Origin of the sequence: Serratia marcescens (genome assembly GCF_001902635.1) — a bacterium.
In the GTDB taxonomy this organism is placed as follows: Bacteria; Pseudomonadota; Gammaproteobacteria; order Enterobacterales; family Enterobacteriaceae; genus Serratia; species Serratia marcescens_F.
The window spans coordinates 13,393-38,459 of sequence record NZ_MJAO01000013.1 but is presented as its reverse complement, the minus strand read 5'-3'; the positions used below and the strand labels follow the sequence as shown (position 1 = coordinate 38,459).

At 56.7% G+C, this 25,067-nt stretch carries 26 protein-coding genes; 3 read left to right on the top strand and 23 right to left on the bottom strand.

From position 1 onward, the window contains the following. Positions 1–173 precede the first annotated feature (173 nt). Entirely contained in the window at positions 174–578 is a 405-nt protein-coding gene (locus tag BHU62_RS14280; RefSeq protein WP_073532593.1) for an NUDIX hydrolase, read from the top strand. Between the two features lie 46 nt (positions 579–624). Further along, positions 625–1,293, top strand: a complete 669-nt coding sequence (gene yieH / locus BHU62_RS14275; RefSeq protein ID WP_073532592.1) for a 6-phosphogluconate phosphatase — start codon at positions 625–627, stop codon at positions 1,291–1,293. Here yieH and BHU62_RS14270 read toward each other — a convergent pair. The 23 genes from BHU62_RS14270 to asnC all read right to left on the bottom strand — a co-directional run bounded on the left by BHU62_RS14270 (position 1,290) and on the right by asnC (position 23,919). Further along, on the bottom strand, positions 1,290–2,030 hold the full coding sequence (locus BHU62_RS14270; protein ID WP_049200565.1) for an amino acid ABC transporter permease: 741 nt from the start codon (positions 2,028–2,030) through the stop codon (positions 1,290–1,292). The genes yieH and BHU62_RS14270 overlap by 4 nt on opposite strands. Before the next feature lies 1 nt (position 2,031). Next, a complete protein-coding gene (locus tag BHU62_RS14265) occupies positions 2,032–2,745 on the bottom strand; it encodes an amino acid ABC transporter permease (protein ID WP_025304748.1) in 714 nt (237 codons plus the stop codon). A gap of 81 nt (positions 2,746–2,826) precedes the next feature. Then, entirely contained in the window at positions 2,827–3,666 is an 840-nt protein-coding gene (locus tag BHU62_RS14260) for an ABC transporter substrate-binding protein (protein ID WP_073532591.1), read from the bottom strand. 168 nt (positions 3,667–3,834) lie between these two features. Further along, entirely contained in the window at positions 3,835–4,569 is a 735-nt protein-coding gene (gene phoU, locus BHU62_RS14255) for a phosphate signaling complex protein PhoU (protein WP_016929613.1), read from the bottom strand. Between the two features lie 11 nt (positions 4,570–4,580). Further along, a complete protein-coding gene (pstB, locus tag BHU62_RS14250) occupies positions 4,581–5,351 on the bottom strand; it encodes a phosphate ABC transporter ATP-binding protein PstB (protein WP_016929614.1) in 771 nt (256 codons plus the stop codon). A gap of 54 nt (positions 5,352–5,405) precedes the next feature. Then, positions 5,406–6,296, bottom strand: a complete 891-nt coding sequence (gene pstA / locus BHU62_RS14245) for a phosphate ABC transporter permease PstA (protein WP_073532590.1) — start codon at positions 6,294–6,296, stop codon at positions 5,406–5,408. A gap of 1 nt (position 6,297) precedes the next feature. Then, positions 6,298–7,254 carry a phosphate ABC transporter permease PstC gene (pstC, locus tag BHU62_RS14240; protein WP_073532589.1) on the bottom strand — a complete coding sequence of 319 codons (957 nt, stop codon included), beginning with the start codon at positions 7,252–7,254 and terminating at the stop codon, positions 6,298–6,300. 90 nt (positions 7,255–7,344) lie between these two features. Continuing rightward, a complete protein-coding gene (pstS, locus tag BHU62_RS14235; protein WP_073532588.1) occupies positions 7,345–8,385 on the bottom strand; it encodes a phosphate ABC transporter substrate-binding protein PstS in 1,041 nt (346 codons plus the stop codon). Positions 8,386–8,720: 335 nt separating this feature from the next. After that, positions 8,721–10,550, bottom strand: coding sequence for a glutamine--fructose-6-phosphate transaminase (isomerizing) (gene glmS / locus BHU62_RS14230; protein ID WP_073532587.1), 1,830 nt, complete (start codon positions 10,548–10,550; stop codon positions 8,721–8,723). Positions 10,551–10,700: 150 nt separating this feature from the next. Further along, on the bottom strand, positions 10,701–12,074 hold the full coding sequence (gene glmU / locus BHU62_RS14225) for a bifunctional UDP-N-acetylglucosamine diphosphorylase/glucosamine-1-phosphate N-acetyltransferase GlmU (RefSeq protein ID WP_073532586.1): 1,374 nt from the start codon (positions 12,072–12,074) through the stop codon (positions 10,701–10,703). 290 nt (positions 12,075–12,364) lie between these two features. Continuing rightward, positions 12,365–12,784, bottom strand: a complete 420-nt coding sequence (locus tag BHU62_RS14220) for a F0F1 ATP synthase subunit epsilon (protein ID WP_004933814.1) — start codon at positions 12,782–12,784, stop codon at positions 12,365–12,367. A gap of 20 nt (positions 12,785–12,804) precedes the next feature. Continuing rightward, the gene (gene atpD, locus BHU62_RS14215; protein WP_033631385.1) at positions 12,805–14,187 is read right to left on the bottom strand and encodes a F0F1 ATP synthase subunit beta; all 1,383 of its coding nucleotides are present in this window, start codon (positions 14,185–14,187) and stop codon (positions 12,805–12,807) included. A 32-nt stretch (positions 14,188–14,219) separates the two neighbouring features. Further along, positions 14,220–15,083, bottom strand: a complete 864-nt coding sequence (atpG, locus tag BHU62_RS14210) for a F0F1 ATP synthase subunit gamma (protein ID WP_073532585.1) — start codon at positions 15,081–15,083, stop codon at positions 14,220–14,222. A 59-nt stretch (positions 15,084–15,142) separates the two neighbouring features. After that, positions 15,143–16,684, bottom strand: coding sequence for a F0F1 ATP synthase subunit alpha (gene atpA / locus BHU62_RS14205; protein WP_004933808.1), 1,542 nt, complete (start codon positions 16,682–16,684; stop codon positions 15,143–15,145). Between the two features lie 12 nt (positions 16,685–16,696). Further along, positions 16,697–17,230, bottom strand: coding sequence for a F0F1 ATP synthase subunit delta (gene atpH, locus BHU62_RS14200; protein WP_073532584.1), 534 nt, complete (start codon positions 17,228–17,230; stop codon positions 16,697–16,699). Between the two features lie 14 nt (positions 17,231–17,244). After that, entirely contained in the window at positions 17,245–17,715 is a 471-nt protein-coding gene (gene atpF / locus BHU62_RS14195; RefSeq protein ID WP_004933804.1) for a F0F1 ATP synthase subunit B, read from the bottom strand. Between the two features lie 57 nt (positions 17,716–17,772). Beyond that, complete coding sequence (gene atpE / locus BHU62_RS14190) at positions 17,773–18,012, bottom strand: F0F1 ATP synthase subunit C (RefSeq protein ID WP_004093904.1); 240 nt, start codon at positions 18,010–18,012, stop codon at positions 17,773–17,775. A gap of 49 nt (positions 18,013–18,061) precedes the next feature. Then, entirely contained in the window at positions 18,062–18,841 is a 780-nt protein-coding gene (gene atpB, locus BHU62_RS14185) for a F0F1 ATP synthase subunit A (protein WP_025160299.1), read from the bottom strand. A gap of 22 nt (positions 18,842–18,863) precedes the next feature. Further along, a complete protein-coding gene (gene atpI / locus BHU62_RS14180; RefSeq protein WP_073532583.1) occupies positions 18,864–19,247 on the bottom strand; it encodes a F0F1 ATP synthase subunit I in 384 nt (127 codons plus the stop codon). Positions 19,248–19,886: 639 nt separating this feature from the next. Continuing rightward, the gene (gene rsmG / locus BHU62_RS14175) at positions 19,887–20,507 is read right to left on the bottom strand and encodes a 16S rRNA (guanine(527)-N(7))-methyltransferase RsmG (protein ID WP_060424113.1); all 621 of its coding nucleotides are present in this window, start codon (positions 20,505–20,507) and stop codon (positions 19,887–19,889) included. A 138-nt stretch (positions 20,508–20,645) separates the two neighbouring features. Next, entirely contained in the window at positions 20,646–22,535 is a 1,890-nt protein-coding gene (gene mnmG, locus BHU62_RS14170; RefSeq protein WP_073532582.1) for a tRNA uridine-5-carboxymethylaminomethyl(34) synthesis enzyme MnmG, read from the bottom strand. A gap of 381 nt (positions 22,536–22,916) precedes the next feature. Continuing rightward, positions 22,917–23,357 (bottom strand): FMN-binding protein MioC, encoded by a 441-nt coding sequence (gene mioC / locus BHU62_RS14165; protein ID WP_016929621.1) that lies wholly within the window; start codon positions 23,355–23,357, stop codon positions 22,917–22,919. Between the two features lie 100 nt (positions 23,358–23,457). After that, on the bottom strand, positions 23,458–23,919 hold the full coding sequence (gene asnC / locus BHU62_RS14160; RefSeq protein ID WP_004933786.1) for a transcriptional regulator AsnC: 462 nt from the start codon (positions 23,917–23,919) through the stop codon (positions 23,458–23,460). 155 nt (positions 23,920–24,074) lie between these two features. Here asnC and asnA point away from each other — a divergent pair, with 155 nt between their 5' ends. Beyond that, positions 24,075–25,067, top strand: a complete 993-nt coding sequence (gene asnA / locus BHU62_RS14155; protein ID WP_073532581.1) for an aspartate--ammonia ligase — start codon at positions 24,075–24,077, stop codon at positions 25,065–25,067.

Genomic DNA, 25,067 nt, shown 5'->3' with positions numbered 1-25,067 from the left:
TTTGACGCCGATCACAGGTTTTTTTCGCCGTCTTTACGGCTAAACACGTCAACGGCTTGTATTTACAGACATTCATCCCCTGTTGCTCCCGCTGCGTTGCCGTTTGCCGGCACGGCCGATAAAATGGCCTATCGCATCTCTTATCCTACCCGCTAAAAAAAACAGGAATCCGCATGTCTTCGACTTTTATCGATAAGCTCGCGTTGATCACGCTGAAAGACGACAAAGTGGCGCTGGTGCGCTCGCACAACAAGACGCTGTTTTATGTGCCGGGCGGAAAACGCGAAGCGGGCGAAACCGATGAACAGGCGCTGTGCCGCGAAATCGACGAAGAGCTGACCGTCGCGCTACAGCCGGAATCCATCGCGTTTTACGGCGAATTCGCCGGCCCGGCGGACGGCAAGCAGGACGGCACCCAGGTGCGCATTCGCTGCTATCAGGCCGGGTTTACCGGGCAACTGCAGCCGGCCGCCGAAATCGCCGAACTGAGGTGGTGCGACAGCCGCGATTTGCCGCACTGTTCACAAGTCGCCGCGCTGATTTTGCACGATCTCAAGGCGCGCAACCTGATCAAGTGATCGCTGAGCGGCCTCAGCGGCGCTAACCCGAAGGAACCTGTCCCGCATGAATCAGATTGACTGCATTTTGTTCGACTGCGACGGCACACTGGTGGACAGCGAAGTGCTGTGCAGCAAAGCCTATGTACACATGTTCGCCCACTACGGCATTCATCTATCGCTGGAAGAGGTGTTCAAGAAATACAAAGGGGTGAAGCTGTACGAGATCATCGATCGGGTCAACGCCGAGCAGGGTGTTAACCTGGCAAAGGAGGTGCTGGAGCCGCTGTATCGGCAGGAAGTGGCACGGCTGTTCGACAGCGAACTGCAGCAGATTGCCGGTGCCCGCGAGCTGCTGGCGCAGCTGACGGTGCCTGTCTGCACCGTCTCCAACGGGCCGGTCAGCAAGATGCAGCACTCGCTCGGCCTGACCGGCATGCTGCCCTATTTTGATGACCGATTGTTCAGCGGCTACGACCTTCAGCGCTGGAAACCGGATCCGGCGATCGTGTTTCACGCCGCCGAACAGATGCAGGTGCCGGTGACGCATTGCATCCTGGTGGACGACTCACCCGCCGGCGCCCAGGCCGGTATCAATGCCGGCATTCCGGTCTTTTACTTCTGCGCCGATCCGCATAACCCGCCGATCGACCACCCGCTGGTGACGACGTTTGACGATTTGGCTCAGCTGCCCGCGCTGTGGCGCGAACGCGGCTGGCGACTGACGGCCGATTAACTGGCCGGCAGCGGTGGCTTATTGCGCCACCAGCGCCAGGAGCGCTTCAGCGCGCGGGTTTGCGCACCGAAGCGGCGGTTAACCGCGTTGGCTAGCAGATCGAGCGCCAGGCAGAACACGAAATAGACCAGCGCCACAAACAGGAACACTTCCATCGGGTAGACCATGCTGCGGTTGTTGACCTGGGTCGCCAGGAAGGTCAGTTCGCCAACGCCGACGATATAAGCCAGCGAGGTGTCTTTGATCAGGGAAATCCACTGGTTGATGAACGACGGCACCATCATGCGCAGCGCCTGCGGCAGCACGATCATGCGCAGCGTCTGCCAGCGGGTCAGCCCCAGAGAAAGCCCGGCCTGCCACTGGCCGGGGCCGATCGCGGCGATACCGGCCTTCACCGCATGGGCCAGATAGGCCGAAGCGATCAGCGCCAGCGCGCACACCACGGTGGTGATTTCCGGGATCTCGACGCCAAACACCATCGGCAGCAGGAAATAAGTCCAGAAGATCAGCATGATGACCGGAATAGCGCGGAAAAAGCCCAGCACCGCCGCCAGCAATCCTGCAGCGACGCCGCGTGACATCGCCAGCGCCACGCCGAATAAGGTACCGAGCACCGCCGAAGCCACGCCGGCCATCAGGCTGATCGCCAACGTCAGCGCCGCGCCGCCCAGCGGCCCGTCCGGCCAGGTGCCCCACAGCAGGTAGCCCAGGTTATCGTGAATTACGCTGAAATCCATCTCAATGTCCTCCCAGCGGTTTACGCTGCTGGCGCCACATGCCCCAGCCTTCCAGCAGCGCGATGATGGCGATATACAGCACCGTCGCCACGCCGAACGCCTGGAAGGTGCGCAACGTTTCGGTTTCGACCTGACGCGAGGCGTAAGAGAGTTCGGCCACGCCGATCGCCATGGTCAGCGACGAGTTCTTGATCACGTTCATGTACTGGCCCAGCAGCGGCGGCAGCGCGATTTTCAGCGCCTGCGGCAGCACCACATAGCGCATCGCCTGCCAGCCGGTCAGCCCCAGCGCCTGAGCGGCATATTTCTGCCCGCCGGCGACGCCGCGAATACCGGAACGGATCTCTTCGGCGATAAAGGCGGTGGAGTACAGCGTCAGGCCGAAGAAACCGGCGAGAAACTCGAACGACGGCCACTCAAGCGGGCCGACCTGATGTGAACTGTTCAGCCACTGCATGGCGGCGGACGGCAAGATCTGCCCGGCGGCGAAGTACCAGAAGAACAGCTGCACCAGCAGCGGCGTATTGCGAAACAGCGAGCTGTAGCCCATCGCCAGCCAGCGCAACGGCCGCAGGCTGCTGTCACGCATCGCCGCCAGCACAAAGCCCAGCAGCGTGGCCGCCAGGCCCGCGCAGGCGGAAAGCCACAGCGTCAGCAGAAAACCGTGCCACAGCCAGCTCAGGTATTGCGGCGCCAGCAGCCAGTCCAGGTTCATGTTCAATCCTTGTCTTACAGAATGCATCAGGGGCGCAGCAAGCTGCGCCCCTCCGTACCGATCTCACCGCGAACGGTTAAGTCAGACTTTCGGTTGTTGATCCAAAGGCGCGATTTTGAAGTCGCCGCGCGGCTGGGCAGATGGGGTTTCCGGCCCGAACCAGCGATCGTAAATCTTAACCGCTTCGCCGTCTTTTTCCAGCTTGATCAGCGTCTCGTTCACCGCGGCGGTCAGGCGATCTTCGCCCTTGGGAATGCCGACGCCCTGATACTCTTTGGTCAGGCTGAACGGCGAAATTTCAAACTCCGCCTTCTGCGCCGCCGGCAGGTTGCCGAGCAGGCCGACCAGTTTGGCGTCGTCCTGGGTGATCGCCTGCACGTTGCCATTGCGCAGCGCCACGAACGCCAGCGGGGTGTCATCGTAGGAGATCACTTTCGCCGTCGGGAAACGCTCGCGCAGGGTGATTTCCTGCACCGTGCCCTTATCGGCGCCGATGCGCAGTTTCTTGATGTCTTCCGGGGTTTTCAGCACGCCTTTGCGAGCGATGAATTTCTGGCCGGTGGCGAAGTACGGCACGCTGAAGTTCACTTCCTTGGCGCGCTCGTCGGTAATGGTGAAGTTGGCGGCGATCAGGTCAACCTTCTTCGACACCAGCAGCGGAATACGGTTGGCCGGGTTGGTGGCGCGCAGCTCCACTTTCACCCCCAGCGCTTTACCGATCGCGTCGGCGACATCCACATCGTAGCCCACCAGCTTCTTGCTCTGCGGATCGATGTAGCCGAACGGCGGGTTGCTGTCGAACACCGCGATGCGCACCACGCCGGCTTGCTTGATATCGTCAAGTTTGTCCGCGTGCGCGGCGCCGGCGGCGAGGCCGGTCAGACTGGCTAACAACGTTAAGGCCAAAGCGCGATGTTTCATAGAAAGCTCCTAAGTGGTTGATGTCCTGCTGGCGGATAAGCTAGCAATCTCCACATAGGTCAGGAAATAATATAAAAAGCTATGTTTATAACCTTTTTATCTTTACGCGATTAAGATGGAATAAAGGCGCGGGAAACCGCGCCTTTGAAGGATATTACCCGGAAAGGGTTAGTCTGCTTTTTCGTCTTTACCGCCCGGAGAGAGCAGCTTTTCCAGGGCATCGCCGCCCAAATGACGGAAATCCTGCCCTTTGACGAAATAGAAGATAAATTCGCAGATGTTCTGGCAACGGTCGCCGATGCGCTCGATAGAACGGGCGCAGAACAGTGCGGTCAGCACGCTCGGAATGGTGCGCGAATCTTCCATCATGTAAGTCATCAGCTGACGCACGATGCCTTCGTATTCCTGGTCGACCTTTTTATCTTCGCGGTAAATACGGATCGCCTCGTCCAGATCCATACGCGCAAAGGCGTCCAGCACGTCGTGCAGCATCTGCACGGTGTGGCGCCCCAGCGACTCCAGGCTAACCAGCAGCGGCTGGTGCTGGTGCGAGAACTTCTCCAGCGCAGTGCGGCAGATTTTGTCTGCCACATCGCCGATGCGTTCCAGCTCGGAAATGGTTTTGATGATCGCCATCACCAGGCGCAGATCGCTGGCGGTCGGCTGACGCTTGGCGATGATGCGCACGCAGGCTTCGTCGATCGCCACCTCCATCATGTTGACCTTGGCGTCGCCTTCGATCACGCGCTTAGCCAGCTCGCCATCCTGATTGTGCATCGCGGTGATGGCGTCGGTCAGCTGCTGCTCCACCAGCCCGCCCATGGTCAGCACCTGGGTGCGGATATGCTCGAGCTCTGCGTTGAACTGGCCGGAAATGTGTTTGTTTAAATTCAGGTTATCCATGATGCTTCCTATCAACCATAACGGCCAGTGATGTAGTCTTCAGTCTGCTTTTTCTGCGGCGCAGTGAACAGGTTATCAGTATCACTGAACTCGATCAGCTCGCCCAGATACATAAATGCGGTGGAGTCGGAGCAGCGCGCCGCCTGCTGCATGTTGTGCGTCACGATCACCACGGTGTAATCGGCCTTCAGTTCGCTGATCAGCTCTTCAATCTTGCCGGTGGAGATCGGATCCAGCGCCGAGCAAGGCTCATCCAGCAACAGCACTTCCGGTCGGATGGCGATACCGCGGGCGATGCACAGACGCTGCTGCTGGCCGCCGGAGAGGCTGTAGCCGCTCTGGTGCAGCTTGTCCTTGGTTTCGTTCCACAGCGCCGCTTTGGTCAGCGCCCACTGCACGCGCTCGTCCATATCGGCGCGCGACAGCTTTTCAAACAGGCGAACGCCGAAGGCGATGTTGTCGTAGATGGACATCGGGAACGGCGTCGGCTTCTGGAATACCATGCCGACCTTGGCGCGCAGCAGCGCGATATCCGAGTTGTCGGTCAGGATGTTCTGGCCGTCCAGCAGGATACCGCCTTCCGCACGCTGTTCCGGGTACAGCTGGTACATCTTGTTGAAGGTGCGCAGCAGGGTGGACTTGCCGCAACCGGACGGGCCGATAAACGCGGTGACCTTGTTCTTGGCGATATCCAGCGTGATGTTCTTCAGCGCATGGAATTTGCCATAGTAGAAGTTCAGATCGCGTACCTGAATTTTGCTGCTGGAAGCGTCAGTAACCATACTCATCAAGACTTCTCTCTTTTCATCAGCGCCGCCAAAGCGGCGCTCAAAATTTTATGAATGCTTTTTCTTGGCGAAAATCACGCGCGCCAGGATATTCAGTAACAGTACGCACAGGGTGATCAACAGCACCCCGGCCCAAGCCAGCTGTTGCCATTCGGCGAACGGGCTCATGGCAAATTTGAAGATGGTCACCGGCAGGTTGGCGATCGGCTGCATCAGGTCGGTGCTCCAGAACTGGTTCGACAGCGAGGTGAACAGCAGCGGCGCGGTCTCCCCCGCGATGCGCGCAATCGCCAGCAGCACGCCGGTGATGATGCCGGACACCGACGCTTTCAGCGTGATGGCGGAAATCATGCGCCATTTCGGCGTGCCCAGCGCATAAGCGGCCTCACGCAGCGTATCCGGCACCAGCTTCAGCATGTTCTCGGTGGTGCGGATGACGATCGGCACCTGCAGCAGCGCCAGCGCCACGATACCGGCCCAGCCGGAGAAGTGTTCCATCTTCGCCACCACGATGGTGTAAACGAACAGGCCCACCACGATCGACGGTGCGGACAGCAGAATGTCATTGATAAAGCGGATCACTTCCGCCAGCCAGGATTTGCGGCCGTATTCCGCCAGGTAGATGCCGGCCATGATGCCCAGCGGCGTACCGAAAATGGTTGCCCACAGGATCAACAGGCCGCTGCCGGCGATGGCGTTGGCCAGACCACCGCCCGCGGTATTCGGCGGCGGGGTCATTTCGGTGAACAGCGCCAGCGACATGCCGTCGAAACCTTTGGTGATGGTGGCGATCAGGATCCAGATCAGCCAGAACAGGCCGAACGCCATGGTCGCCATCGACAGGAATAGCGCGAGGCGGTTTTTCTGCCGGCGCCAGGCCTGCATTTTGCGGCGGCTTTCCGCCAGGACTACTGCGTTTTGCATATCCATCGTCGCCATGTTAACGCCCCTCATTCTTGGCCAGGCGCATGATCATCAACTTCGACAGCGCCAGCACGATAAAGGTGATAACAAACAGAATCAGGCCCAACTCCATCAACGCGGCGGTGTGCACACCGGATTCGGCTTCGGCGAATTCGTTGGCCAACGCGGAGGTGATGCTGTTGCCCGGCATATACAGCGATGCGCTGGTGAGCTGGTAGGTATTGCCGATGATGAAGGTCACCGCCATGGTTTCCCCCAGCGCGCGGCCCAGGCCCAGCATGACGCCGCCGATCACGCCGTTCTTGGTGAACGGCAGCACGATGCGCCAGATCACTTCCCAAGTGGTGCAGCCGATGCCGTAGGCCGACTCTTTCATCATCACCGGGGTCTGTTCAAACACGTCGCGCATGACCGCGGCGATGTAAGGAATGATCATGATCGCCAGGATTACCCCGGCGGCCAGAATGCCGATGCCGAAGGCCGGGCCGGAGAACAGTTCGCCGACGATCGGAATACCCGACAGCACTTCACCGACCGGCGTCTGGAAGTATTCGGCAAACAGCGGAGCGAACACGAACAGCCCCCACATGCCGTAAACGATGCTCGGGATGGCCGCCAGCAGCTCAATGGCGATGCCCAGCGGCCGCTTCAGCCAGTTCGGCGCCAGTTCGGTCAGGAACAGCGCGATGCCGAAGCTCACCGGCACGGCGATGATCAGCGCGATAAGCGAGGTGACCACGGTGCCGTAGATCGGCACCAGCGCGCCGAACTGCTCCGCCGGCGCGTCCCACTCTTTGGTCCACAGGAAGGCGAAGCCGAATTTCTGCATGCTCGGCCAGGAGGCGAAGATCAGCGAAACGATGATGCCGCCCAGCAACAATAGGGTAATCAGCGCAGCCAGTCTCACCAGCGCGCTGAAAATAATGTCACCGTTTTTGCCCGGTGCTTTGATGGTCGGCTTGTACTCAGCCATAGATTACTCTCTGTTTGAACCCTGGCAGCCCCAACCGGAATCAGAGCCTGAAGAACTGTTGGGGCGCGGCGAACCCGCGCCCCTGCGTTGTTAGTACAGCGCTTTACCTGAACTGTCTTTTACGTTGGTTTTCCAGGCGGCACGCACCTGCTCAACCACTTCTTTCGGCAGGGTGGCGTAATCCAGCTCGTTAGCCTGTTTGCCGCCGGTTTTGTAAGCCCAGTCGAAGAACTTCAGCACTTCGGCACCCTGAGCAGGGTTTTTCTGCTCTTTGTGCACCAGGATGAAGGTGGTGGAGGTAATTGGCCACACGTTGTCGCCTTTCTGGTCAGTCAGATCCTGAGCGAAGGTCTTGCTCCAATCCACGCCTTTAGCGGCGTTGCTGAAGCTCTCTTCGGTTGGGCTGACCGGTTTGCCGTCGGCGGAAACCAGCTTGGTGTAAGCCAGGTTGTTCTGCTTGGCATACGCGTATTCTACGTAGCCGATAGATCCTGGCAGACGCTGAACGAAGGCGGCGATGCCGTCGTTGCCTTTGCCGCCCAGACCGGTCGGCCAGTTAACGGTAGAACCGGCGCCAATCTTCTCTTTCCACTGCGCGTTGGCCTTGGACAGGTAGCTGGTGAAGACGAACGAAGTGCCGGAGCCGTCGGCGCGGCGCACCACGGCGATGTTCTGGTCAGGCAGTTTCACGCCTGGGTTCAGCTTGGTGATAGCCGGATCGTTCCACTTTTTGACGTTGCCCAGGTAGATATCGCCCAGGGTTTTACCGTCCAGAGTCAGTTCGCCGGATTTGATGCCCGGGATATTCACAGCCAGCACCACGCCGCCGATCACGGTCGGGAACTGGAACAGGCCGTCAGCCGCCAGCTTGTCGTCAGACAGCGGGGCGTCGGAGGCGCCAAAGTCAACGGTGTTGGCCACGATTTGCTTCACGCCGCCAGAGGAGCCGATGCCTTGATAGTTAACTTTGTTGCCGGTTTCTTTCTGATAAGAATCTGCCCACTTGGCGTAAACCGGAGCGGGGAATGTCGCACCTGCACCGGTCAGGCTGGCAGCAGCGAACGCGGACACGGTGGTCAGGGAGAAGGTCGCTGCCACAATACTGGCGACGGTGGTACGCATCAGTTTCATAATCCCTCCTAATGGGATATTTAAAATCGACTTCGAGTCGTTTTAATCAGAGTAAGTATTGCTGCAGGAGGGAAAATAGGACAGTTTGGTGACAGAAAAATGTACGCAATATGACAGTTATATTACAACGCGAAGGAGAAGGGTTTGTTTATATTAAAATCAAACGGTTAACTAAAAGACAGCACAATCGCCAAGCAATAAAAAAACCGTTTTAGCCACGGCTATCCACTTGAATATGACAACGTTTATCCCCGAATCGACACACTTGTCATCTTTTACGCCGTAGATGAAAAAGCCGGCGCTAAGGCCGGCTTTTGCAGTCTACCTGCGGCAGATTACTCTACGGTGACAGACTTCGCCAGGTTGCGCGGTTGGTCAACGTCGGTGCCTTTGATCAGCGCCACATGATAAGACAGCAGCTGCAACGGCACGGTGTAGAAAATCGGCGCCACGATTTCCTCGACGTGCGGCAGAGGAATGATGGTCATGCCTTCGCTGCTGACGAAGCCGGCGTCCTGATCGGCGAACACGTACAGCTGGCCGCCGCGTGCGCGCACTTCTTCAATGTTGGACTTCAGCTTTTCCAGCAGTTCGTTGTTCGGCGCCACCACGATCACCGGCATATCGGCGTCAATCAGTGCCAGCGGGCCGTGTTTCAACTCACCCGCCGCGTAAGCTTCGGCATGAATGTAGGAGATCTCTTTCAGCTTCAGCGCCCCTTCCATGGCGATCGGATACTGATCGCCGCGGCCGAGGAACAGCGCATGGTGCTTGTCGGAGAAACCTTCCGCCAGCGCTTCGATCTCTTTATCCATCGACAGCATCTGCTCGATGCGCGCCGGCAGCGCCTGCAGGCCGTGCACGATCTCCTGCTCCACGCTTTCCGCCATGCCTTTCAGGCGACCCAGGCGCGCCACCAGCATCAGCAGTACGGTGAGCTGAGTGGTGAAGGCTTTGGTCGACGCCACGCCGATTTCGGTGCCGGCCTTGGTCATCAACGCCAGATCGGATTCGCGCACCAGCGAAGAGCCGGCCACGTTGCACACCGCCAACGAACCGAGATAACCCAGCTCTTTGGACAGGCGCAGCGCCGCCAGGGTGTCAGCGGTTTCACCGGACTGCGACAGGGTAATGATCAGGCTGCCCGGACGCACCGCCGATTTGCGGTAGCGGAATTCGGATGCGATCTCGACGTCGCACGGCACGCCGGCCAGCGATTCGAACCAGTAACGCGCGACCATACCGGAGTGATAAGAGGTGCCACAGGCGATAATCTGTACGTGCTGCACCTTGGCCAGCAGCTCGTCAGCGCGCGGGCCCAGCTCGCTCAGGTTGATTTGGCCATGACTGAAACGCCCTTCCAGGGTGTTTTTCAGCGCCAGCGGCTGTTCGTAGATCTCTTTTTGCATGTAGTGGCGGTAAGCGCCCTTGTCACCGGCGTCATACTGCACCTGGGATTCGATCTCAGGGCGCTCGATGGCGTTGCCCTGCTTGTCGAAAATGTTGACGCTGCGGCGAGTCACTTCCACCAGATCGCCTTCTTCCAGGAAGATGAAGCGGCGGGTTACCGGCAGCAACGCCAGCTGATCGGAAGCGATGAAGTTTTCCCCGACGCCGCGGCCGATAACCAGCGGGCTGCCGGAGCGTGCAGCGACCAATACGCTCGGATCGCGGCTATCCATCACTACGGTGCCGTAAGCGCCGCGCAGCTGTGGGATCACGCGCTGAACCACTTCCAACAGCGTGCCGCCCTGCTGTTGTTCCCAGTGCACCAGGTGCGCGATCACTTCGGTGTCGGTTTCGGAGCTGAAGCGGTAACCGCGTTCGATCAACAGTTCACGCAGCGGTTCGTGGTTTTCGATGATGCCGTTATGCACCACGGTAATGTAGTCGGATACATGCGGGTGCGCGTTCGCTTCAGTCGGTTCACCGTGGGTCGCCCAACGGGTGTGAGCGATGCCGGTGCCGCCGTGCAGTTCGGTTTGCTCCGCCGCTTCGGCCAGTTTTTGCACCTTGCCTACGCGACGCAGGCGGTTGACGTTGCCTTTCTCGTCGACCACCGCCAGACCGGCGGAGTCGTAACCGCGGTACTCGAGACGGCGTAAACCTTCCAGCAGGATTTCTGCGATATCACGTTGCGCTACTGCGCCTACAATTCCACACATCAGTTATATTCCTAATTAACGCCCTTCGTGGGCGCTTTCGATGTCTTGACCTGATTTTTGCCGGTTTTTACCGTGCGCCCCGAGCCTGTAGATGGTGGGGATTATTATGTTTTGTATTGGGCTCGTTAACGGAGCCCAACGCAAAACACACTATGACTTCTTCTTCACCGGACGTTTCCAGCCCTGAACATGCACCTGCTTGACGCGACTCAGCACCAGCTCGTTCTCGGCGATGTCACGCGTCACCGTGGTGCCGGCGGCGATGGTGGAACCTTTGCCGACCGACACCGGCGCCACCAGCTGAGTATCGGAGCCGACAAACACGCCGTCGCCGATCAGCGTCTTGTGCTTGTTGGCGCCATCGTAGTTACAGGTGATGGTACCGGCGCCGATATTTACGTCATCGCCGATTTCGGCATCGCCCAAGTAGCTCAGATGCCCGGCCTTGGAACCTTTGCCCAAACGCGCCTTCTTCATTTCCACGAAGTTGCCGACGTGAGCCCCTGCCGCCAGCTCTGCGCCAGGGCGCAGACGGGCGAACGGCCCTACGGTGCAATCGGCTTCCAGCACGCTGTCTTCCAGCACGCTATACGGGCTGATCTCGCAGTCATCGCCGATCACGCAGTTTTTCAGCACGCAACCGGCGCCGATTTTCACCCGGTCGCCCAGTTTGACGTGGCCTTCGATAATCACATTCGCATCAATACTGATGTCACGGCCGTGAACAAGTTCCCCGCGCAGGTCGAAACGTGCCGGATCCAGTAGCATCACGCCGGCCAGCAGCAGTTTTTCAGACTGTTCCGACTGGAATACGCGCTCCAGCGTCGCCAGCTGCAGGCGGTTGTTGACGCCTTCCACCTCGCTCAGACGCGAAGGGTGCACGGCTTCGATTTTCTTGCCGTCGGCATGGGCCAGCGCAATGATATCGGTGATGTAAAACTCACCCTGCGCGTTGTCATTATTCAGCATCCCCAGCCAGCGCTTCAGATCGCGCCCGTTGGCCACCAGGATGCCGGTATTGATCTCGTTGATCTGACGCTGCGCTTCGCTGGCATCCTTATGTTCGACGATGCCCACCACGTCGCCATGCTCACGCACAATACGACCGTAGCCGCTCGGGTCGTCCAACTTGACCGTCAGCAGACCGATGCCGCCCTGCGGCTTGGCCGCCAGCAGGCGTTGCAGCGTATCCACGGAGATCAACGGCACGTCGCCGTACAGCATCAGCACGTCTTCATCGTCGGCAAAATGCGGCGCGGCCTGCTGCATTGCATGACCGGTACCCAATTGCTCAGCCTGCAGCACCCAGTTCAGTGCGCCGTCAGTCAACGTGCTTTTCAACAAATCGCCGCCGTGGCCGTATACCAGGTGAACATGTTGCGCGCCCAGTTTCATCGCGGCATCAATGACGTGCTGCACCATCGGCTTGCCGGCCAAAGGATGCAACACTTTGGGAAGATCGGAATACATGCGCGTACCCTTGCCTGCGGCGAGGATAACCACGCTCATTGCGCTGTTCGACATAAGCAACCTGATAACTCCATTTTGATAGACGAAAGTAAAACCGTTTAGAGGTTAAATTACTACATATTTCTCATCACGAACCCGGCGCAGACCGCATGGGCCTTGGCCTGCCGCCATAGCGGCCAATTCGGCATCGGAGCGAAAAAACTGTCGGCGATCGGCGACGTTTCTTTCCCGATATAAAGGGTTATACACCACCCTGCCCGCCGGGCTGAAATGCTTATTTTAAAGTAAAAAAAAAGCGGCCCTATAGGCCGCTTTCTTAAAGTTGGGTGCCGAGCACCCAAACATTACATCGCTTTTCTGGTGAGCTCGATAACGCGCAGTTTTGCGATCGCTTTCGCCAGTTCAGCGGATGCCTGAGCATAGTCGACATCGCCATGAGAGCTGCGAATGTGTTCTTCAGCTTTACGCTTAGCTTCCAACGCTCTCGCTTCGTCGAGGTCAGTACCACGGATAGCAGTGTCCGCCAGCACGGTAACCACGCTCGGCTGCACCTCGAGGATGCCGCCGGACAGGTAGATGAACTCTTCTTCACCGTGCTGCTTAACAATACGCACCATGCCAGGCTTGATGGCAGTCAGCAGCGGCGCATGGCCAGGGAAGATCCCCAGTTCACCTTCGCTGCCTGTCACCTGGATCTTCTGCACCAGGCCGGAAAACATCTGTTTTTCCGCGCTGACTACATCCAGATGGTAAGTCATAGCCATATCACCCTCCTCTCAAGGCGTTACAGTTTCTTGGCTTTTTCCACTGCTTCTTCAATGGTGCCAACCATGTAGAACGCCTGCTCCGGCAGGTGGTCATAGTCGCCGTCCATAATGCCTTTGAAACCACGGATGGTGTCTTTCAGCGATACGAACTTGCCCGGAGAACCGGTGAAGACTTCTGCCACGAAGAACGGCTGAGACAGGAAGCGTTGGATCTTACGCGCACGGGATACGACCAGTTTGTCTTCTTCAGACAGCTCGTCCATACCCAGGATAGCGATGATATCTTTCAGCTCCTGGTAGCGTTGCAGAATGGACTGCACGCCACGCGCTACGTCGTAGTGCTCCTGGCCAACTACCAGCGGATCCAGCTGACGGCTGGTGGAATCCAGCGGGTCAACGGCCGGGTAGATACCCAGAGAAGCGATGTTACGGCTCAGTACCACGGTTGCGTCCAAGTGCGCAAAGGTGGTGGCTGGAGACGGGTCAGTCAAGTCATCCGCAGGAACGTAAACGGCCTGTACGGAAGTGATGGAACCGGTCTTGGTCGAGGTGATACGTTCTTGCAGAACGCCCATCTCTTCCGCCAGCGTTGGCTGATAACCTACCGCGGATGGCATACGGCCCAGAAGTGCGGACACTTCGGTACCGGCCAGGGTGTAACGGTAGATGTTGTCAACGAACAGCAGAACGTCACGGCCTTCGTCACGGAATTTCTCCGCCATGGTCAGACCGGTCAGCGCAACGCGCAGACGGTTACCTGGTGGCTCGTTCATCTGGCCGTAAACCAGGGATACTTTGTCCAGAACGTTGGAGTCGGTCATTTCGTGGTAGAAGTCGTTACCCTCACGAGTACGCTCGCCCACGCCCGCAAACACGGAATAACCGGAGTGCTCGATCGCGATGTTACGGATCAGCTCCATCATGTTTACGGTTTTACCCACGCCCGCACCGCCGAACAGACCGACTTTACCGCCCTTGGCGAACGGACAAATCAGGTCCATTACCTTGATACCGGTTTCCAGCAGTTCCTGGGAGTTGGACAGCTCTTCGTAGCTTGGCGCCGCGCGGTGAATCGCCCAACGCTCTTCTTCGCCGATGTCGCCTTTCATGTCGATTGGTTGACCCAATACGTTCATGATACGGCCCAGGGTAGCTTTACCTACCGGCACTTCAATCGGGTGGTCCAGGTTGTTCACTTTCAGACCGCGACGCAGACCGTCGGAGGTCCCCATTGCGATACAGCGAACCACGCCACCGCCCAGCTGTTGCTGAACTTCCAACACCAGTTTTTCGGTGCCGTTTTCTACCTCAAGGGCGTCGTACACTTTTGGTACGGCATCCTGAGGGAACTCGACGTCCACCACGGCGCCGATTACCTGGATAATCTTTCCAGTAGCCATCTTGAATCCTCTACGTAATTCGTAAACCTAGCTTAAACCGCGGAGGCTCCCGAAACGATCTCGGTGAGTTCCTGAGTGATGCTGGCCTGACGCGCCTTGTTGTATACCAACTGCAGCTCTTTGATCAGGCTACCGCCGTTATCGGTTGCGGCTTTCATCGCGACCATTCGTGCGGCCTGCTCGCTGGCCAGGTTTTCCACGACGCCCTGATAAACCTGCGACTCCACATAGCGGCGCAGCAAGGTATCAAGCAGCACTTTGGGATCCGGTTCATACAGGTAATCCCAAGGCGTTTTCTTCAGCTCTTCGTCATCGGCTGGCGGTAACGGCAGCAGCTGAATCACCTGCGGCTCTTGGGACATCGTATTGACAAATTTGTTGCTGACAATGTACAGCTTGTCCAAACGACCTTCGTCGTAGGCCTGCAGCATCACTTTCACCGGCCCGATCAGATCCGACAGGGAAGGTTTGTCCCCCATGCCGGTCACTTGGGCAACCACGTTGCCACCCACGGAACCAAAGAAAGAGGCTGCTTTAGAGCCAATCAGCGCCAAATCGGTTTCGACGCCTTTTTCGGACCAGGCTTTCATCTCCGCCAGCAGCTTTTTGAACAGGTTGATGTTCAAGCCGCCGCAGAGACCACGGTCAGTAGACACCACCAGATACCCGACGCGCTTAACGTCACGCTCATCCAGGTACGGGTGCTTGTACTCCAGATTCCCTAACGCAAGGTGACCAATCACTTTGCGCATGGTCTCTGCATAAGGACGGCTGGCCGCCATGCGATCCTGCGATTTACGCATTTTGGAGGCGGCGACCATTTCCATCGCTTTAGTGATCTTTTGCGTGTTTTGCACGCTAGCGATCTTACTACGTATCTCTTTTGCGCCGGCCATCTCTGCTTCTCCTCAGTGCCAGACGGCCTGCTGTCTTTCAACAGCAGGACCGTTCGGCGTTACCAGGACTGGGTTTTCTTGAAGGTCTCGAGGATGTCTTTCAACTTGCCCTCGATCTCATCATTGAAGTTGCCAGTTTGGTTGATGTGGTTCAGCAGTTCGGCGTGTTCGCGGTCCGCATAGGCTACCAGCGCGGCTTCGAAGCTCACCACTTTGGCGACTTCGACGTCGTTCAGGTAACCGCGTTCTGCGGCAAACAGCACCAGAGACTGTTGTGCAACCGACATCGGCGCATACTGTTTCTGTTTCAGCAGCTCGGTCACTTTCTGACCGTGGCTCAGCTGTTTGCGGGTCGCGTCGTCCAGATCGGATGCGAACTGGGAGAACGCAGCCAGTTCACGATACTGTGCCAGCGCGGTACGGATACCGCCGGACAGTTTCTTCATGATCTTGGTCTGCGCGGCGCCACCAACACGGGATACGGAGATACCCGGGTTAACTGCCGGACGAATACCGGAGTTGAACAGGTTGGATTCCAGGAAGATCTGACCATCGGTAATCGAAATTACGTTGGTCGGAACGAACGCGGAAACGTCACCCGCCTGGGTTTCAATGATCGGCAGAGCGGTCAGTGAACCGGTTTGGCCTTTAACTTCACCTTTGGTGAAGGCTTCAACGTATTCGGCGTTAACGCGCGCTGCACGCTCCAGCAAGCGGGAGTGCAGGTAGAATACGTCGCCTGGGTAAGCTTCACGACCTGGCGGACGACGAAGCAGCAGGGAAATCTGGCGGTAAGCAACGGCCTGTTTGGACAGGTCATCGTATACGATCAGCGCATCTTCACCGCGGTCACGGAAGTATTCGCCCATTGCGCAACCGGCGTATGGCGCCAGGTATTGCAGTGCAGCGGATTCGGAAGCGGTCGCCACCACCACGATGGTGTTGGCCAGTGCGCCGTGCTCTTCCAGTTTGCGCACCACGTTAGCGATGGTGGACGCTTTCTGGCCGATAGCCACGTAAACGCATTTGATGCCGGAGTCGCGTTGGTTGATGATCGCATCGATCGCCAGCGCGGTTTTACCGGTCTGACGGTCACCGATCACCAGCTCACGCTGGCCACGGCCGATTGGAATCATGGCGTCAACGGATTTGTAACCAGTCTGAACCGGCTGATCAACGGACTGACGCTCGATAACGCCTGGCGCGATAGCTTCTACCGGAGAGAAGCCGTCGTTCTCAATCGGGCCTTTGCCGTCGATTGGGGCACCCAGGGTGTTAACTACGCGGCCCAGCAGGCCACGACCGACTGGCACTTCCAGAATACGGCCGGTGCATTTAACCTTCATGCCTTCGGCCAGATCCGCGTACGGACCCATAACCACGGCACCTACGGAGTCGCGCTCCAGGTTCAATGCGATTGCGTAACGGTTGCCAGGCAGTGCGATCATTTCGCCCTGCATAACTTCGGCCAGGCCGTGTACGCGGATGATCCCGTCGCTGACGGAAACGATAGTACCTTCATTGTGAGCTTCGCTCACTACATTGAACTGAGCAATGCGCTGCTTGATCAGTTCGCTGATTTCGGTGGAATTCAGTTGCATGCTCCAGTCCCCTTAAGACTGCAAGACGTCTGTCAGGCGTTCAAGACGACCGCGAACGCTGCCATCAATCACCATATCGCCGGCGCGAACAACGATGCCGGCCAGTACAGACTTGTCAATTTTGCAATTCAGCTTAACTTTGCGTGACAGACGTTTTTCCATCGCAGCGGCGATTTTCGCCTGCTGTTCGTCGCTCAGCGCGCTCGCAGAGAGCACTTCGACTTCGACGGTGGATTCCAGCGAGGCGCGCAGTTCGATGAACTGCTGCAGCACGGCAGGAAGAACCAGTAAACGTCCATTTTCGGCCATTACACGGATAAAGTTCTGGCCATGTTCGTCGAGCCGATCGCCACAAACCGCGATGAACGTCTTGGACAGCGTTTCTGGCGCAACCGCGCCAGACAGCAGTTCAGAAATCTGTTCATTGCGAGTGACTTCAGCCGTAAACGCCAGCATGTCCTGCCAGCGCTCTACGCTTTGGTGCTCAACGGCAAAGTCAAAAGCTGCTTTGGCGTAGGGGCGAGCTACAGTTACAAATTCAGACATCAGCCCCTCCCTCCTTACAGTTCAGCGACCAGTTTATCAACGATGTCGCTGTTAGCAGCTTCATCCACGGAACGTTCGATGATCTTCTCGGCGCCGGCAATTGCCAGCATCGCGACTTGCTTACGCAACTCTTCACGAGCGCGCTTACGTTCGGCTTCGATCTCAGCCTGAGCCTGCGCCACGATTTTGTTACGTTCCTGCTCGGCTTCGGCTTTCGCTTCATCCATGATCTGAGCTTTGCGTTTGTTCGCTTGCTCGATGATCACCTGAGCTTCTGCTTTAGCAGTTTTCAGCTGGTCGGTCGCATTGGCTTGCGCTAAGTCCAGATCTTTTTTGGCACGCTCTGCAGAAGCGAGGCCGTCAGCGATTTCTTTCTGACGTTTCTCGATGGCAGCCATGATCGGCGGCCATACGTACTTCATGCAGAACCAGACAAACAGAACGAACGCGATGGCCTGGCCGAGGATTGTTGCGTTAAGATTCACAGCACAATGCCTCTTTAAAAGTTAATAGTTTGGTTACGTCGTAGAGGGTTACTCTACTTACGCGACGGCGAACATCACGTACAGACCCAGACCTACAGCGATCATCGGGATGGCGTCGACCAGACCCATAACGATAAAGAACTGTGTACGCAGCAGAGGAATCAGGTCAGGCTGACGAGCAGCGCCTTCCAAGAATTTACCACCCAGGATGCCGATACCGATCGCAGCACCGATTGCCGCTAAACCCATCATCACAGCGGCAGCCATGTACAGCAGATCCATACTCAGGTTTTCCATGACAGTCTCCAGTTTGTTTCAGTTTAAAAGTGCAAGTGTTTTAAGAAAATCAGTGCTCTTCAGACGCCATCGACAGATAGACGATCGTCAGAACCATGAAAATAAAGGCTTGAAGCGTAATGATCAGGATGTGGAAGATAGCCCAAGGCAAGCTCAGGACCCACTGTGACCACCACGGCAACAGGCCGGCAATCAGGATGAAGATCAACTCACCCGCATACATGTTGCCGAACAGTCGCAGACCCAGTGAAACAGGTTTGGACAGCAGGCTGACACCTTCAAGAATCAGGTTGATAGGAATGAATACAGGGTGGTTGAACGGCTGCATGGTCAACTCTTTAACGAACCCGCCAACGCCTTTCATTTTGATGCTATAGAACAGAATCAGGATAAACACGCCCAGCGCCATCGACAGCGTGACGTTCACGTCGGCGGTAGGCACGACGCGCAGCGCAGGCAGACCGAGAACGTGGGTGCCGAGATAAGGCAGGAAGTCAACCGGGATCAGGTCCATCAGGTTCATCAGGAACACCCAGACGAACACGGTCAGTGCCAGCGGCGCAATCACCTTGCTCTTGCCGTGGTACATGTCGCGCACGCTGCTGTCGACGAAACCGACCACCAGCTCCACTGCGGTTTGCAGTTTACCCGGCACACCGCTGGTGGCGTTTTTGGCCACTTTACGGAAGATCACCAGGAAGAGCGCCCCGAGGACGACGGAGAAAAACATCGAGTCGAGGTTAATCGACCAAAACCCAGTCCCGACCTGAAGCTGCGTCAGGTGGTGACCGATATACTCCTGTGGAGTCAAGACTTCTCCTGCAGACATGATGCCTCTTACCCTTATTTAGTTAAGTTCGGTAACTGTTAATCACGGCCGGTGCCACTATCTGCACCGCTAACACCGCTAAATAGGTCAGGCCAAGCGGTATAAACTCCGCCTTGAACACCCCCAGCGCCACGATCAGCAAAACGATGGTGACCACGACCTTTAGCCCCTCGCCGATGGCGAACGACCAGGCAACCCGACCGGGCGCCGGCGTTTGCGCCTGATGGCGCAAGGCAAACAGCATAAACATTGCACTCGGCAACCAGGCAGCGAGACCGCCTGCCAGCGCCGAAGCGCTCCATTCCGGACTTTTCAGCCAGAAAGCAACGCTGATCAGAACAAAAGTCATTAACTGCAAAAACAGCAGTTTGCGTGCGACTTTCCCGCTGTAAAGGGACACAGACATGACGTTTGTTCTCTCCGTACCCCAGAGGGGGTATGCTGAGTGACGTATACAACTGTTTTTGCTGTCCTGAGTCAAGCAGCAAAAAACGAGCAAATTATACGGGGCATACCAACGAATTCAATCGATAAGTAGCGAAAAGGTGAACAATTATTTAAATTTCCCTATTCCAGCCTATTTTCACAAGAAAACGGTCGGAATAATAGGGCGCATTTAATTGTCTGATTATTCCAGCGTTGCGTTTGGAAACGCGAAGCCGATCACAATAATGTCCCTTCTTGATTTATAGCCGATGGTCGTTCAAACAGTCTTTAGCAATTTGAGCGATCAAAAAATTATATAAATCAAAACATTACCAGTTAACTGTTCAAAAACAATCCGTATACCCGATGAAAACCTTTTATTGACAAGCAACGGGGCAATATTCCAACAGCCAATTAACATTAGCAGCATGGTCTAATCTTTCACACATGATTGCTAACGTGACTATTTCCGAATGCAATTACTCTATTGTCGCTAATTAGCCGCGTTTTTTGTGTTAATGGGAAGTAAATTAACTAAAAAAAGCGGCCAATTAATTAGCCTGCTTATCTTTCTGCGCCGTGTGCCCTTTAATTCACGCTTGTTTGATCAAAAGCAAACTCAGTTTGCCTTAAGAATCACCAAATGACGCTCGCCTTCCAGTTCAGGCACCTGTAGCCGCACGATAGACTCCAGGCTGACGCCAGCCGGCAGCTGTGCCAGTTCTTCATCTGGGCGCACGCCCTTCAGCGCGTAGAAACGCCCCTGCCCTTTCGCCGGCAGGTGATGACACCAGGACAGCATATCCTGCAGCGAAGCGAACGCTCGGCTGATCACACCGTCGAATGGCGGCTCGGCCGGAAACGCTTCAACGCGGCTCTGCACCGGTTCGATATTGTTCAAGCCCAGTTCATGCTGCACCTGACGCAGGAAACGCACGCGTTTGCCCAGGCTGTCGAGCAGCGTGAAATGCGCGTCCGGGCGCACGATCGCCAGCGGAATGCCCGGCAAACCAGGGCCGGTGCCGACATCAATAAAACGTGAACCTTGCAGATGCGGATTGACCACGATGCTGTCGAGGATGTGGCGCACCAACATTTGCTGTGGATCGCGCACCGACGTGAGGTTGTAAGCCTTGTTCCATTTATCCAGCATGCCGACATAGCCCAGCAGCTGCTGTTTCTGCTGATCGGGCAGCTCAATGCCTGCGGCCGCGAGCAGCGAGTCTAATTTTTTTTGCACAACGGATCCTCTGGCAGGCGCTGAACGACCAGCGGTTTTTCAGCTGGTGCAATGAGGCGACTATGATAATTCAGGGCGCAAGTGATGTCAGCGGCCGTTTGGTTACGGGATGAACAAACGGCCGCCTGGATACGGGATTTATGCGCTGCGGCGCAGCAGTCCCTGCTTTTTCAGCCAGATCAGCAAAATCGAGATCGCCGCCGGCGTAATGCCGGAAATGCGTGAAGCCTGGCCGATGGAGTTCGGTTTGTGATCGTTCAGCTTGGCGATCACCTCGTTCGACAGACCTGAAACCTGACGGTAGTCGAGATCCAGCGGCAACACGGTGTTCTCGTTGCGCTGCTGTTTTTCGATCTCTTCCTGTTGGCGAGCGATATAGCCTTCGTATTTGACCTGGATCTCAACCTGTTCGGCGGCTTGTACATCGTCCAACGGCGGCGCGAAGACATCGGTGCCGGTCAACTGCGCGTAATCCATCTCCGGGCGACGCAGCAGCTCTTCACCGTTGGCTTCACGCGACAGTGGCGCTTTCAGCAACGCATTGACCTGTTCGACGTTCTCGGCGTGCGGGTGCATCCAGATGTCGCGCAGACGCTGACGCTCGCGTTCGATCCGCTCCAGCTTTTCGCTGTAACGCGCCCAGCGCACGTCGTCTACCAGGCCCAGTTCACGGCCTTTTTCCGTCAGGCGGAGATCGGCGTTGTCTTCACGCAGCATCAGACGATATTCGGCGCGCGAGGTAAACATGCGGTACGGCTCTTTGGTACCGAGGGTGCTGAGATCGTCCACCAGCACGCCGAGGTAGGCCTGATCGCGACGTGGCGCCCAGCCTTCTTGTTCGTTGGCGAAACGCCCGGCGTTCAGACCGGCCAGCAGGCCCTGCGCGGCGGCTTCTTCATACCCGGTGGTGCCGTTGATCTGACCAGCGAAGAACAGACCTTGAATGAATTTGCTTTCCAGCGTCGGTTTCAGATCGCGCGGATCGAAGAAATCGTACTCGATCGCATAACCAGGGCGAATAATACGGGCGTTCTGCATCCCTTCCATCGAACGGACGATCTGCATCTGTACGTCGAACGGCAGGCTGGTGGAAATCCCGTTAGGGTAAATCTCGTTGCTGGTCAGGCCTTCCGGCTCGAGGAAGATCTGGTGTGCGTTGCGATCGGCAAAACGCATGACCTTGTCTTCGATCGATGGGCAGTAACGTGGGCCGATCCCTTCGATGATCCCGGCATACATCGGGCTGCGATCGAGGTTGTTGCGGATCACGTCATGGGTTTTTTCATTGGTATGGGTGATGTAGCACGCCATTTGCTCCGGGTGCTGGCTGGCATCGCCCAGGAACGAGAATACTGGCACCGGCGTATCGCCGTGTTGTGGCGCCAGTACGCTGAAATCGATAGTGCGGGCGTCGATACGCGGTGGCGTACCGGTTTTCAAGCGGTTAACGCGTAGCGGCAGTTCACGCAAACGCTGCGACAGTGAGATCGAAGGTGGATCCCCAGCGCGGCCGCCGCTGTAGTTTTCCAGGCCGATATGGATCTTACCGTCCAGGAAAGTCCCTACGGTCAATACCACGGCCTTGGCGCGGAATTTCAGGCCCATTTGGGTAACAGCGCCCACTACGCGATCGTTCTCGACGATCAGATCCTCCACCGGCTGTTGGAAGATCATTAGATTGGGTTGGTTCTCCAATGCGGTACGGATCGCCTGGCGATACAGTACGCGGTCCGCCTGAGCGCGAGTGGCGCGAACGGCTGGGCCTTTGCTGGCGTTTAGTATCCTAAACTGGATACCCGCATGGTCGATCGCCGTGGCCATCAGGCCACCGAGTGCATCAATTTCCTTAACCAGATGCCCTTTACCAATACCGCCAATCGCCGGGTTGCAGGACATCTGCCCCAGCGTATCGATATTGTGTGTCAATAATAAAGTCTGACGTCCCATGCGCGCCGCGGCCATGGCGGCCTCGGTACCTGCATGGCCACCACCGATGATGATGACGTCAAATTGATCTGGATAAAACATGGAACTGCACCTCGCCGTATTGCGAAAGATCGTTATTTGCCCTGGGGTGGGGGATTCTACTCAAGTTTAGACGATCGACCAAGTGGTCAGGATCGTCGGTAATTAAAAGAAGATCTTTTTTATTTAAAGATCTCTTTATTGGATCTCTTATTAGGATCGCGATCCTCTGTGGATAAGTGACTATTCACGATGAAGATCAGCAGATTAAGGAGGATCGTTTGCTGTGAATGATCGGTGATCCCAACGCAGATAAGCTGGGATCTAAAAGGCTTGTTATGCACAGGACAAAAAGCGCACTACGGTTGTTATTGGGATAACTACGGCTTTTACCCTGCTTTTAAGCTTAGTTATCCACAATCGTTCGCGCGATCTTTAGACGAATTAGAGTAAATTAATCCAGTTTTTTACCCATTCCTCGGCCGGATCCTCGGGAATTTCATGCTCGGTCACGTCGATCTCGAGACGATCGCCGATCCTTTTCGCGCCTCTGGCGATCAACAGATCGTCGATCTGTTTGATCGCACCGCAGAAGGTGTCGTATTCCGAGCTGCCCAAACCGACGGCGCCGAACTGCACCTCGGAAAGATCCGGTTGTTGTTCGGCGATCTGTTCCAGCAGTGGTTGAAGGTTATCCGGCAGTTCGCCGGCGCCGTGTGTGGAAGAGACTACCAGCCAGCGGCCGGTCAACGGCAGTTCATCCAGTTCAGGGCCGTGCAGCATCTCGGTAGAGAAACCCGCGTCTTCCAGCTTTTCAGCCAAATGTTCAGCCACGTATTCGGCGCTGCCAAGCGTACTGCCACTGATCAGAGTAATGTCTGCCATGAACCAACGATCCCAACCTTCTCACTCAAAGTGGCTGCATTGTACGCTGTGAATCGGCTGGGATCTACCTGTGGATAATGTGGGTATGCAATTTGACGGGTTACGGCACGATGGTGCGCATAATGGGGTTCTGCAGCGAGATCAGCGTTTCGGTAGACTGGATCTCGTCGATGGTCTGGATCTTGTTGATAAGTACCTGTTGCAGCGCATCGATCGAGCGGCACATCACTTTAATGAAGACGCTGTAGTGGCCGGTGGTGTAATACGCTTCCACCACTTCCTCCAGGCTTTCCAGTTTCTTCAGCGCTGAAGGATAATCTTTGGCGCTCTTTAATATGATGCCGATAAAGCAGCACACGTCATAGCCCAGCTGTTTGGGGCTGACGTCGATGCGTGCGCCGGTGATGATCCCGGCCTGTTTCATCTTCTCCACCCGCACGTGAATGGTGCCTGGGCTGACGGCGAAGTTTTTCGCCAGTTCGGCGTACGGCGTGCGCGCGTTGTCCATCAGGGCGTTGAGGATGCCGCGATCGAGATTATCGATCTGATAAATTTCCGCCATTTAATCCCCCATTAATTAACGATTGTTGAATTCTGTCCGGGTAAAAATGAACGATTAAAAGTGAAAAGGCAATATTGATTAGTGGATATTGAATTGGCGTATCATTTTGTTGCTTAATCGATGGCAACAGAGACAGGTTTACAAGAGATACGGCAATGAAAAAACAGTTTATCCAAAAACAACAACAAATCAGCCAGGTCAAATCCTTCTTCTCCCGCCAGCTGGAGCAGCAGCTCGGTCTGATCGAAGTGCAGGCCCCGATCCTCAGCCGTCTGGGCGACGGCACGCAGGATAACCTCTCCGGTAGCGAGAAAGCGGTGCAGGTTAAAGTCAAAACCCTGCCGGACGCCACCTTCGAAGTGGTGCATTCACTGGCGAAATGGAAACGCAAAACCCTGGGCAGCTACGATTTCGGTGCCGGCGAAGGCCTCTACACCCATATGAAGGCGCTGCGCCCGGATGAAGATCGCCTGACGCCGATCCACTCGGTATACGTCGATCAGTGGGATTGGGAGCGGGTGATGGGTGACGGCGAACGCAGCCTGGACTACCTGAAAAGCACCGTGCGCAGCATCTATGCCGCGATCAAGGCGACGGAGGCGGAAGTTAGCCACGAGTATGGCCTGACCCCGTTCCTGCCGGAACAGATCCACTTTGTGCACAGCGAAACCCTGCTGCAGCGTTATCCGGATCTGGACGCCAAAGGGCGCGAGCGGGCGATCGCCAAAGAGCTGGGTGCGGTGTTCCTGATCGGCATCGGTGGCAAGCTGTCGCACGGCAAATCGCACGATGTGCGTGCGCCGGATTATGATGACTGGACCACGCCGGCGGCGGATGGCCTGGCGGGCCTGAACGGCGATATCGTGGTGTGGAACCCGGTGCTGCAGGACGCTTTCGAGCTGTCTTCTATGGGCATCCGCGTCGACGCCGCCGCGCTGAAATACCAGTTGGCGCTGACCGGTGATGAAGAGCGCATGAAGTTGGAATGGCACCAGTCGCTGCTGAGTGGCGATATGCCGCAGACCATCGGCGGCGGCATCGGCCAGTCGCGTTTGGTGATGTTGCTGCTGCAACTGTCGCATATCGGCCAGGTGCAGTGCGGCGTGTGGTCACCGGAAGTGCGCGGAGCGGTCGAAGGCCTGCTCTAA